This is a genomic window from Actinomadura sp. NPDC048394 (genome assembly GCF_040651755.1).
Classification (GTDB): domain Bacteria; phylum Actinomycetota; class Actinomycetes; order Streptosporangiales; family Streptosporangiaceae; genus Spirillospora; species Spirillospora montaniterrae.
This window is the reverse complement of record NZ_JBEZJL010000101.1, coordinates 23632-34915: the sequence shown is the minus strand read 5'-3', so window position 1 is coordinate 34915 and position 11284 is coordinate 23632. Positions and strand designations below refer to the sequence as shown.

The following is an 11284-nucleotide window of genomic DNA, read 5'->3' as shown; positions in this document are numbered from 1 at the left end:
CCGGCCCGGGGGCGGATTCGGCGACGGCGGGTGGCGATCCGAGGATCGCGCTCCGGCCGTCGTCGTGGCGGCCCGCCGGCCGCCGCCCGTCAGTGCGGGGTCAGTGACGGATCACTGGCCGCCGGACAGCTTCTCCCGCAGCGCGGCGAGCGCCTCGTCGGTGGCCAGCGCGCCACCGCCCGACTCGCTCTCCCCGCCGCCGGAGTAGGAGGTCTCGCCGCCGCCGCCGGCGACGGGGCCGGTCTCGGCCTCCGCCTCGGCCTTGCGGGCCTCCTCGATCTGCTTGCGGTGGGCGTCGAAGCGGGCGCGGGCCTCGGCGTACTGCCGCTCCCAGGTCTCGCGCTGCTCGTCGAAGCCCGGCAGCCACTCGCCCGTCTCGGCGTCGAAGCCCTCGGGGTACTTGTAGTTGCCCTGCTCGTCGTACTCCGCCGGCATGCCGTACAGGGTCGGGTCGAAGTCCTCTTCCTCGATCCCCGCGGCGCCCTCGTTGGCCTGCTTGAGCGACAGGCTGATCCGGCGCCGGTCGAGGTCGATGTCGATGATCTTCACGAAGATCTCGTCGCCGACCTGGACGACCTGCTCGGGGATCTCCACGTGCCGCTCGGCCAGCTCGGAGATGTGCACCAGGCCCTCGATGCCCTCCTCGACGCGGACGAACGCGCCGAACGGCACCAGCTTGGTGACGCGGCCCGGCACGACCTGCCCGATCTGGTGGGTGCGGGCGAACTGCTGCCACGGGTCTTCCTGGGTCGCCTTGAGCGACAGGGAGACGCGCTCGCGCTCCATGTCGACGTCCAGGACCTCGACCGTGACCTCCTGGCCGACCTCGACGACCTCGGAGGGGTGGTCGATGTGCTTCCAGGACAGCTCGGAGACGTGCACCAGGCCGTCGACGCCGCCGAGGTCGACGAACGCGCCGAAGTTGACGATCGAGGAGACGACGCCCTTGCGGACCTGGCCCTTCTGCAGGGTGTTGAGGAAGGTCTGGCGGACCTCGCTCTGCGTCTGCTCCAGCCAGGCGCGGCGGGACAGGACCACGTTGTTGCGGTTCTTGTCCAGCTCGATGATCTTCGCCTCGAGCTCGCGGCCGACGTAGGGCTGCAGGTCGCGGACGCGGCGCATCTCGACCAGCGACGCGGGCAGGAAGCCGCGCAGGCCGATGTCGAGGATGAGACCGCCCTTGACGACCTCGATGACGGTGCCGGTGACGATGCCGTCCTCGTCCTTGATCTTCTCGATCGTGCCCCAGGCGCGCTCGTACTGGGCGCGCTTCTTGGACAGGATCAGACGGCCTTCCTTGTCCTCCTTCTGGAGGACGAGGGCCTCGACGTGGTCGCCCACGGCGACGACCTCGTTGGGGTCGACGTCGTGCTTGATGGACAGCTCACGCGAGGGGATGACGCCCTCGGTCTTGTAGCCGATGTCGAGGAGGACCTCGTCACGATCGACCTTGACGACAGTGCCCTCGACAATGTCGCCGTCGTTGAAGTACTTGATGGTCTCGTCGATCGCCGCGAGGAAGGCTTCCTCGGACCCGATGTCGTTGACCGCTACCTGCGGGGTGGTCGAGGTGGCCTCGGTGCTGCTCGTCATGTGTCGGCTGGCTCCGGTACGGACATGGAAGTCGTTATGGGTTGTGCGCGGAGGGCCGTCCGCCCTGCCGAGAACCGGAAGGAACGCGGTGCTGACCGCGTCAGTGAACCGAACCGATGTCGCCGACCTGACCGAGCGCGAGCCTGCTCCGTCCGAAGCGCGCGCAGGCCCACAGCGCAGCGATCAGAATATGGGACGCGGCGCGCCTGGTCAATCCGGTGCGGGCGCCGCCGGCCGGCGCGCATCAGTAGACCCGCGCCCAGGCCCGGTACGGCTTGCCCAGCCGGTCCTCGAGCATATTGGGAAACGTCACCGTGTTCGGGTCCCCGTCAGATGTGTACCGCTCATCGGGGTGCTTGTCCAGATAGTCGAGCCAGGCGGTCGAGCAGAACTGCTTGCAGTCGTCCTCTTTGATCTTGCCCTCGGACCGCACCCGGTCGATCGCCCACCGGTCGAACTTCCCGTCGAACGGCGACACCGACGGCCGCCACCCCGCCAGGAAGATCCCCTGGAACGCGTACGAGCCGTCCTTCTTCTCCGCCCACTCCGGCTTGTGCGGGGCGACGCCGAAGGGATACGCGAACGTCGTCGTGTGCGTCCCGGTCATCTTGACGATCTCGTCCTCCATGCCGCCGATCTCCTTGTACACCTGGTCCTTCGACAGGTGCGACAGGTCGGGGTGCGACATGGTGTGGTTGGCGATCTCGTACCCGTGCTGGGTGAGCCACTTCAGGCCCGCGGCGGCCTGCAGGCCGGTCATCCCGAACAGGTCCTTGTTCAGGTAGAACGTCGCGACCGGCCGGAACCCGGGGTTCTCCCGCGCCACCTGCTCGATGACGCCCACCGCCGTGTCGGGCTTCGGGTTGCCCTGCGCGTCGAGGCCGAAGTGCCCCGGGGTGCTGTCGTCGAAGGTGAGCACGACGGGGTGCTTGCCGGCGGGGACGTTGATCCATCCCTTGACGAAGTCGGCCGCGGTGATCGGCACGTAGCCGTCCTTGGCGAGCCGTGTCAGCTCGTCGTGCAGCTCCTTGGTCGAGCGGTCCAGCGACTGCTGCGGCTTGACCATGATCCGGTGGTACATGATCACCGGGATCTGGCCCAGCTCGTCGGCCTTCACCTGCGCCGCCGCGGGCGTCGCCGCCGCGAGCCGCGCGGGCGCCGGCGGGCTCGCCGGCCCGCTCGGGGACGCCGCGGCCTGGCCGGGCGCCGGCGGCCCGGCGGGCGTCGCCGCCCCGGCCGGCCGGTCCTCGCTCGCGGCCCGCGCACTGGCGCCGGCCCGCGCCGCCGTGGCGTCCTTGTCGCGCGCGCGCCGCTCCCCTGGCAACGTCAGCCCCAGGATCACGGCGCAGACGACCACAACTCCAGCGATCTTGTGAAGGAGAGGCACGTTTCCCCCGCCGGTAGACCCGAACAGGACCAGGGGGACAGCGTACGACCCCCCGGACATCAACGGACACCCACCGGCGTACCCGAATGATCTCCACAGACCCCTCCACCGCCGCCCCGGATCGCACCAAGTACGAAACCCCCCGGTAAACCCGGACACCCCGCCCGCGCGCCCCCGACGGCGCCCATGAAAAAATGCCCCGCGCCCAAAAGGACGCGGGGCACCCGAACCGGACGAGCCGGCCTTGGCCGCTGCGCTCAGCCCGCACGCGAGCGCGTTATCTGACCGGTGGGGCGACGCCGGAGGCGAGCCCCACCGGGAAGCTCGCGAAGCGAGTTCGCGCTCGCCCAAGCACGGTCAAGGGGCGAGCCGCCAGGCAAGCCCCCTTGGGCCGTGGTTGAGTTAGTGCGCCGCGTCCTGCCAGGTGCGGCCGGTTCCCATGGAGACGCTGAGGGGGGCGCGGAGGGCGTAGGCGCCGGCCATCTGGTCGCGGACGAGCGAGGTGAGCTCGTCGAGCTCGCCGGCGGCGACCTCGAACACCAGCTCGTCGTGGACCTGGAGCAGCATCCGGGACGTCAGGCCGGCCTCGCGCAGGGCGCGGTCGACGTTCAGGCTCGCGACCTTGATGATGTCGGCGGCGGAGCCCTGGATGGGGGCGTTCAGCGCCATCCGCTCGGCCATCTCGCGGCGCTGCCGGTTGTCGGAGTTCAGGTCGGGCAGGTAGCGGCGGCGGCCGAGGATCGTCTCGGTGTAGCCGTCCTGGCGGGCCTTGGCGACGATGTCGCGCAGGTAGTCGCGGACGCCGCCGAACTGCTGGAAGTACTCCTCCATCAGGCCGCGCGCCTCGTCCGGGGAGATCCGCAGCTGCTGGGAGAGGCCGTACGCCGACAGGCCGTAGGCGAGCCCGTAGTTCATGGCCTTGATGCGGGCGCGCAGCTCGGAGTCGATCTGCTCGGGCGGCAGCCCGAACACGCGGGACGCGGTGATGGTGTGGAAGTCGGCGCCGGTGCCGAACGCCTCCAGCAGCGCCTCGTCCTCCGACAGGTGCGCCATGATCCGCAGCTCGATCTGCGAGTAGTCGGCGGTGAGGAGCGACTCGTAGCCGCCGCCGACGACGAACGCCTCGCGGATCTGCCGGCCCTCGGCGGTGCGGATCGGGATGTTCTGCAGGTTCGGGTCGGTGGACGACAGCCGCCCGGTCGCCGCGATCATCTGGTTGAACGTCGTGTGGATGCGGCCCGCGTCGTCGGCCATCGGGATGAGCGAGTCGACGATGCTCTTGAGCTTGGCGACCTCGCGCCAGCGCAGGATGTGCTCCAGCACCGGGTGGCCGTCCTTCTCCAGGAGGGTGGTGAGGGCCTCGGAGTCGGTGGTGTAGCCGGTCTTGGTGCGCTTGGTCTTCGGCAGGTTCAGCTCGTCGAACAGCACCTGCTGCACCTGCTTGGGCGAGCCGAGGTTGAACTCGTGCCCGACGGCGGCGTGGGCCTGCTGCTCCTGCTCCTTCACCTGCCCGCCGAGCGACGCCGACAGGCCGGCGAGGTGGTCGGCGTCGACGGCGATGCCCGCGCGCTCCATGTCGGCCAGCACGCCGACGAGCGGCAGCTCCACCTCGTGCAGGAGCCGCGTCGCGCCGCGCTTTTCCAGGTCCTTGTCGAGGACGTCGGCCAGCTCGGTGACGGCGCGCGCGCGGACGGCGAGGGCCTCGGCGGCCTCCTCCTCACCGGAGCCGTCCAGGGTGAGCTGCCCGGAGTCCTCGGTCTCGCTGCGCAACTCCCGGTGCAGGTAGCGCAGGACGAGGTCGGCGAGGTCGAACGTGCGCTGCCCCGGCAGCGCCAGGTAGGCGGCCAGCGCGGTGTCGCTGGTGACGCCGTCGAGCCGCATGCCGCGCGCGGCGAGCGCCAGCATCGGGCCCTTCGCCTCGTGGACCGCCTTCGGGCGGGACGGGTCGGCGAGGAACGCGGCGAGCGCGCGCTCGTCGTCCTCGATCAGCTCCGCCGGGTCGAGGTGGACGGCGGGCCCGTCCTTGGACGCCAGCGCGAGCGCGGTGATCTCGCCGGTGCCGCGGCCCCACGAGCCGGTGACGGCGACGCCGAGCCGGGTGCCGCCGTTGGCGTCCAGCCAGGCGCCGAGCGCGCCCGGCTCCAGCGCGTCCACCTGCACCTCGAAGCCCTCGTCGGCCTCCGGCTCCGCCGCCGACAGCGAGGAGTACAGCCGCTCGCGCAGCACCCGGAACTGCAGCGAGTCGAACAGGGTGTGGATCTCGTCGCGGTCCCACTGGCCCATCGTCAGCTGCGGCGGCGTCAGCTCCAGCCCGACGCTGGTGTCGAGCTTGTTGATCTGCTGGTTGCGCAGCACCCCGGCCAGGTGCTCGCGCAGGTTGTCGCCGGCCTTGCCCTTGATCTCGTCGACCTTCGCGACGAGGGTGTCGAGGTCGCCGTACTTGACCAGCCACTTGGCGGCGGTCTTCGGGCCGACGCCGGGCACGCCCGGCAGGTTGTCGCTGCTCTCCCCGACCAGCGCGGCGAGCTCGCGGTACCGCTCGGGCGGCACCCCGTACTTGGCCTCGACGGCGGCCGGGTCCATCCGGGCGAGCTCCGAGACGCCCTTGACCGGGTACAGGATCGTGACGTGCTCGTTGACGAGCTGGAACGCGTCCCGGTCGCCGGTGACGATCAGGGTGTCGAGGCCGGCCTCGGTGGCCTGCACCGACAGCGTGGCGATAATGTCGTCGGCCTCGAACCCCGCGACCGACATCCGCGGGATGCGCAGCGCGTCCAGCACCTCGAAGATCAGGCTGACCTGGCTGCGGAACTCGTCGGGCGTCTTCTGCCGCCCCGCCTTGTACTCCACGTACTGCTCGTGCCGGAAGGTCGGCTCGCTGCGGTCGAACGCCACCGCGATGTGGGTGGGCTGCTCGTCGCGCAGGACGTTGATGAGCATCGAGGTGAAGCCGTACACCGCGTTCGTCGGCTGCCCGTCGGTGGTGGAGAAGTTCTCCACCGGCAGCGCGAAGAACGCGCGGTAGGCCAGGGAATGCCCGTCGAGCAGGAGGAGCCGGTCACGCTTGTCAGGGGTCGCTGGTTCGTTCGCCACACCAGGACTCTAGTCTGCGCGTACGACAGTTTTGTGGAGGCGTAAGTGAGCGACACCGACGGCCTGAGCCGGGACGACCTGGCCGCGAAGATCCTTTCCGGGGAGGGGATCGAGTCCCGCGGCGACCTGGCCAAGGCGATGGGCGTGGAGTACCTGGAGGTGTCCGCGGAACGCGTCGTCGGCCGCATGCCGGTCAAGGGCAACACCCAGCCGTACGGGCTGCTGCACGGCGGCGCGTCCTGCGTGCTGGCCGAGACGCTCGGGTCCGCCGGGTCGGCGATGCACGCCGGGCCGGGCCGCATCGCCGTCGGCATCGAGATCAACGCCACGCACCACCGGTCCGCGACCGACGGGTACGTCACCGGCGTCGCCACCCGCGCCCACGGCGGCCGGACGCTCGCCACCTACGACATCGTCATCACCGACGAGCAGGACCGCCGGGTGTGCACGGCCCGCCTCACCTGCATGCTCCGCGACGCGCCCGCGACCTGACCCGCAGGCGCGGTCCGCCGGGGGCGCGCGGGGGCGTCCGGCCTCGTGAGACGCCGTCCCGCCGCGCGCCCGATCCGCGGCTTTCTTTGCGATGGACCGGCCGGGGTCTGTAGCGTGGATCGGAACGGCCTGGGATCACCGAGTAGACAACGCACGCGCCCGCGAGGGCCGTACGGCCCCAAAGGTGATCCCAGGCCCGGCACGTCCCGGGGCCCGGACGCAGATCACGGGACGGTCCCAGGACGCCCCGCGATCTGGCGGACGCCGGAGACGCCGTCCTACGGTGCCGATCATGCGGCCCCTTCCGGCAGGACGCCCCCGCACGGCGCGACGGCGCTCGGCCCTCCTGGCCCTCGCCCTGCTGATCCCGCTGGCGTCCGCGTGCGGCGGCAACGACGAGAGCCACTACCGCGTCCCCGCCCGGCACGTCCGCGACGGCGAGCGTCCCCTCCCCTACCGCGAGGTGACCGACGGGCAGGTCGCGTTCGCCGCGATCGGCCTCAGCTCCGGGCTCACCACCATCACCGGCAGCCACGCCGACCTGCCGTCCCGCCTCGGCGGCTTCGCCCGCGTCCGGATGCTCGCCGAGAACCGCTACGCGACCTTCCACAAGATCGACCTCGACCGGCAGCTGCTCGTCACCTCGCGCGGCGCCTACCCGCCCGACGTCAACGCGATGCGGGTCAAGCGGCAGCCCACCGACATCGAGCTCGGCTCCCACGACCGCCTCGAGTTCGACCTGATGTACGACATCCCGAAGGACGCGCAGATCAGGGCGCTGCGGCTCTACTCCGACCCCACCGACGAGCTCGGCGTCCCGCTACAGCACGACCCCGGGGCGGAGCTGCCGTTGCGGTGAACGGCGGCCCCGCCCCGGGGTCGCGGTGAATATGTGCCGGGTTGCTACCCGGCGTCGGGTGCGTCCTCGCCGTCCGCCTTCCCGGTCTCCGGCGCGGTCTTGCCGAGCGCGACCTTCCCGGCCTCGCCAGCCGCCGCGCCGGACGCGCCGGACGCGTCCGACGCGTCGCCGCCGCCGACGTCGCCGCCCAGGTAGGCCGCCCGCACCTGCGGGTCGTCCAGCAGCTCCGACGCAGGAGCCGACCGCACGATCCGGCCCGTCTCCAGCACGTACGCCCGGTGCGCCAGCCGCAGCGCCTGCTGCGCGTTCTGCTCCACCAGCAGGATCGTCGTCCCGCGCCGGTTGATCTCCTCGATGATCGAGAAGATCTGCTGCACCAGCATCGGCGCCAGGCCCATCGACGGCTCGTCCAGCAGCAGCACCTTCGGCTTCGACAGCAGCGCCCGGCCGATCGCCAGCATCTGCTGCTCGCCGCCCGACATCGTGCCCGCCGCCTGCGACCGCCGCTCCGCCAGCCGCGGGAACAGCTCGTACGCCTCCGCCAGCTCCTTGGAGTGGTCGTCCTTGCGGGCGTACGCGCCCATCAGCAGGTTCTCGTGCACCGACATGCCCGGGAAGATCCCCCGGCCCTCCGGCGCCTGCCCGATCCCCGCGAGCACCCGCTTGTGCCCCGGCATCGACCCGATGTCGGCGCCCTCGAAGAACACCGACCCCGACGAGCAGGACCGCAGCCCCGAGATCGTCTTCAGCGTGGTGGTCTTCCCCGCGCCGTTGCCGCCGATCAGCGAGACGATCTCGCCCTCGTCCACCTGCAGCGACACGCCCTTCAGCGCCTCGATCTTGCCGTAGTGGACGTGCACGTCCTTCAGTTCAAGAAGCATCGGCCGGAGCCCCCAGGTACGCCTCGATCACCTTCGGGTCGTTCTGCACCTCGGCGGGCAGCCCGTCGGCGATCTTCTGTCCGAAGTCCAGCACCGCGACGCGGTCGCTGATCCCCATCACCAGGCCCATGTCGTGCTCGATGAGCAGCACCGTCCGGCCGTTGTCGCGGATCCTGCGGATCAGCTCCATCAGCGAGTTCTTCTCCGCCGGGTTCATCCCCGCGGCCGGCTCGTCCAGCAGCAGCAGCTTCGGGTCCGTCGCCAGCGCCCGCGCGATCTCCAGCCGCCGCTGGTCGCCGTACGGCAGGTTCTTCGCCATGTCGTGCGTGCGGTGCGACACCCCGACGAAGTCCAGCAGCTCCCGCGCCAGCGCCTTGCCCTCGCGCTCGGCCCGCCGGTGCCGCGGCAGCCCGAACGTCACGCTGACCAGCCCCGCGTTGTGGTGCGCGTCCGCGCCCACCTGCACGTTCTGCTCCGCCGTCATGTTCGGGAACAGCCGGATGTTCTGGAACGTCCGCGCGACGCCGCGCTTGGTGACCTGGTACCGCTTCAGGCCGTTCAGCCGGCCGCCCGCGAACCTGATCTCCCCCGACGTCGGCCGGTACACCCCGGTCACCGTGTTGAACACCGTCGTCTTGCCCGCGCCGTTCGGCCCGATCAGCGCGAAGATCTCGCCCTCGCGGACCGTCAGGTCGACCGCGTTCAGCGCGACGACGCCGCCGAAGCGCATCGTCACCTGCGACAGCTCGAGCAGGGCGCCGCCGGTCTTGCCGCCCGCGGCGCCGGAAACCTCGCTCATCTGCTCCCCACCTCGGCCTCCGAGCCGGACGTGTCGATCTCCGCGCCCATATGGCCCATCCCTCCGCCGCCCTCGGCCATCTCGGCCTTGCGCTGCCTCGACGGGATCAGCCCCTCCGGACGGAAGATCATCATCGCCACCAGGATCGCGCCGAACGCCAGGTCGCGGTAGTCGGCCAGCCCGCGGAACCGCTCCGGCAGCCACGCCACCAGGAACGCCCCCACGATCACGCCCGGGATGTTGCCCGCGCCGCCCAGCACCACCGCGGCCAGGATCGTCGCCGACAGCAGGAACGGGAAGTTCGCCGGCGCGACGTAGCTCGTCTTCGCCGCGAACACCACGCCCGCCGCCCCGCCGATCGCCGCGCCCGTCGCGAACGACAGCAGCTTGAACTTGAACGTCGGGACGCCCATGATCTCGGCGGCGTCCTCGTCCTCCCGGATCGCCGTCCAGGACCGCCCGATCCGGCTGGCCTCCAGCCGCTTCGAGAAGATCACCACCAGCACGATCACCGCGACCAGCAGGTAGTAGTACGGCCGCGCGTCCCTGATCTTGTACGTGAACAGGTCCACCCCGGCGAACCACACGCCCTCGTGGCTCGGCGGGTGCGGGATGTTGTTGATCCCGCGCGTGCCGCCCAGCCAGTTCGTGTTCTCCGCGACCTTCCGGACGATCTCCCCGAAGCCCAGCGTCACGATCGCCAGGTAGTCGCCGCGCAACCGCAGCGTCGGAGCGCCCAGGATCACCCCGGACACCGCCGCCAGCACGATCCCGCAGGGCAGCAGCGGCCAGAACCCGATCCCGTGCTTCACCGCCATCGTCGCCATCGTGTACGCGCCGATCGCCCAGAACGCCACGTACCCGAGGTCGAGCATGCCGGCGTACCCGATCACCACGTTCAGGCCCAGCGCGAGCAGCACGTAGATCCCGATCGGATAGAACAGGATCGTGGACCACGCCGACTCCGGCGACATCACCGGCGCCAGACCCTCGTACGGCAGGAAGAGCGCGCCGACGATCAGCAGGACGTAGACCGCCCACCGCTCCCAGCCCGGCGCCCGGTCCCAATGCGTGCGGACGGCCTCCAGAGGCCCGGAGAGCGCGCCGCGCCACCCCGCCGAGTTCGCTGTCTTGTTCGTGTTGTCGCTCATGCGCGCGCCTGCTGGAGGGACTCACCGAGGATGCCGGTGGGACGGAACAGGAGGATGACCACGAGAAGCGTGAACGCGATGACGTCCTTCCACTCGGAGCCGAAGATGGAACCGCCGTAGTTCTCGATCAGCCCCAGCGTGAACCCGCCGACGAGCGCGCCGCGCAGGTTGCCGATGCCGCCGAGCACCGCGGCCGTGAACGCCTTGATGCCGAGGATGAACCCGATGTTGAACATCGTCTGCTGGTACAGCAGCGCGAAGAAGAAGCCCGCCGCGCCCGCCATCAGGCCGCCGACCACGAACGTCACGACGACGACCCGGTCGATGTTCACCCCGAGCAGCACCGCCGTCTCGGGGTCCTGCGCCGTGGCCCGGATGCCGCGGCCGAGCTTGGAGGCGTTCACGAACCGGTCCAGGACGACCATCATCACGATCGCCGCCACGAAGATCAGCAGCTTGTCGTTGCGGACGTCCCCGGACCCGATCGAGAACAGCGTCTCCTTCTTCAGCAGGTCCGGCACGTGGATCGGGTCGCGGCCGCCGCCGTGCCCGAAGAAGTGCGGGATCACCGTCGTCGCGAACAGCTCCTGCAGGAACAGCGACGCGCCGATCGCCGAGATCAGCGCCGCCAGCCGCGACGCCCCCTTGCGGCGCAGCGGCCGGTAGGCGACCAGCTCCAGCAGCAGCGCCGCCCCGCCCGAGGCGACCATCGACGCCACCAGGCACGCCAGCAGCACGCCCACCAGGGCGATGCCGGTGTAGGGGCCGTTGTCGAAGCCGACCACCTGGATCAGGGTCAGCCCGCCGAACGTGCCGATCATGAAGATTTCGGAGTGGGCGAAGTTGATGAGCCGGAGCACGCCGTAGACCATCGTGTAGCCGAGCGCGACCAGCGCGTAGATCGAACCGACGGTCAGCCCGTCGACCGTGTTCGCCCAGAACTGGGATGTGAAGTCGTGGAGCACAGAGGGTTCCTCAAGAAAGAGGGGGCGGGAGCGCTGTGGCGCTCCCGCCCCGCGCCGGAGGACC

At 70.7% G+C, this 11284-nt stretch carries 9 protein-coding genes; 2 read left to right on the top strand and 7 right to left on the bottom strand.

The genetic code is table 11. The features are described from left to right. Nucleotides 1-111: 111 nt before the first annotated feature. The 3 genes from rpsA to polA form a co-directional block, all read right to left on the bottom strand. Nucleotides 112-1593: a 30S ribosomal protein S1 gene (gene rpsA, locus AB0C78_RS45110; protein WP_360760861.1), complete on the bottom strand. Its 1482-nt coding sequence runs from the start codon at nucleotides 1591-1593 to the stop codon at nucleotides 112-114. Nucleotides 1594-1837: 244 nt separating this feature from the next. Continuing rightward, nucleotides 1838-2935, bottom strand: coding sequence for a polysaccharide deacetylase family protein (locus tag AB0C78_RS45105; protein ID WP_360760859.1), 1098 nt, complete (start codon nucleotides 2933-2935; stop codon nucleotides 1838-1840). 447 nt (nucleotides 2936-3382) lie between these two features. Beyond that, nucleotides 3383-6073, bottom strand: coding sequence for a DNA polymerase I (gene polA / locus AB0C78_RS45100; RefSeq protein WP_360760857.1), 2691 nt, complete (start codon nucleotides 6071-6073; stop codon nucleotides 3383-3385). Between the two features lie 138 nt (nucleotides 6074-6211). Between polA and AB0C78_RS45095 the strand changes: the two genes are divergently transcribed. After that, the gene (locus AB0C78_RS45095; protein ID WP_151544286.1) at nucleotides 6212-6565 is read left to right on the top strand and encodes a hotdog fold thioesterase; all 354 of its coding nucleotides are present in this window, start codon (nucleotides 6212-6214) and stop codon (nucleotides 6563-6565) included. 292 nt (nucleotides 6566-6857) lie between these two features. Continuing rightward, nucleotides 6858-7424, top strand: a complete 567-nt coding sequence (locus AB0C78_RS45090) for a DUF4352 domain-containing protein (protein WP_360760855.1) — start codon at nucleotides 6858-6860, stop codon at nucleotides 7422-7424. Nucleotides 7425-7468: 44 nt separating this feature from the next. Here AB0C78_RS45090 and AB0C78_RS45085 read toward each other — a convergent pair whose 3' ends face one another. Genes AB0C78_RS45085 through AB0C78_RS45070 form a run of 4 tightly spaced genes read right to left on the bottom strand, consistent with a single transcriptional unit; the run spans nucleotide 7469 to nucleotide 11220 of the window. After that, nucleotides 7469-8305, bottom strand: a complete 837-nt coding sequence (locus AB0C78_RS45085) for an ABC transporter ATP-binding protein (RefSeq protein WP_360760853.1) — start codon at nucleotides 8303-8305, stop codon at nucleotides 7469-7471. After that, nucleotides 8295-9104 (bottom strand): ABC transporter ATP-binding protein, encoded by an 810-nt coding sequence (locus tag AB0C78_RS45080; RefSeq protein WP_360760851.1) that lies wholly within the window; start codon nucleotides 9102-9104, stop codon nucleotides 8295-8297. Before AB0C78_RS45080 ends, AB0C78_RS45085 begins: the two co-directional genes overlap by 11 nt. Next, complete coding sequence (locus AB0C78_RS45075; protein WP_360760849.1) at nucleotides 9101-10255, bottom strand: branched-chain amino acid ABC transporter permease; 1155 nt, start codon at nucleotides 10253-10255, stop codon at nucleotides 9101-9103. The genes AB0C78_RS45080 and AB0C78_RS45075 overlap by 4 nt, the downstream gene beginning before the upstream one ends. Next, nucleotides 10252-11220 (bottom strand): branched-chain amino acid ABC transporter permease, encoded by a 969-nt coding sequence (locus AB0C78_RS45070; RefSeq protein WP_190862396.1) that lies wholly within the window; start codon nucleotides 11218-11220, stop codon nucleotides 10252-10254. Before AB0C78_RS45070 ends, AB0C78_RS45075 begins: the two co-directional genes overlap by 4 nt. Between the last annotated feature and the right edge of the window lie 64 nt (nucleotides 11221-11284).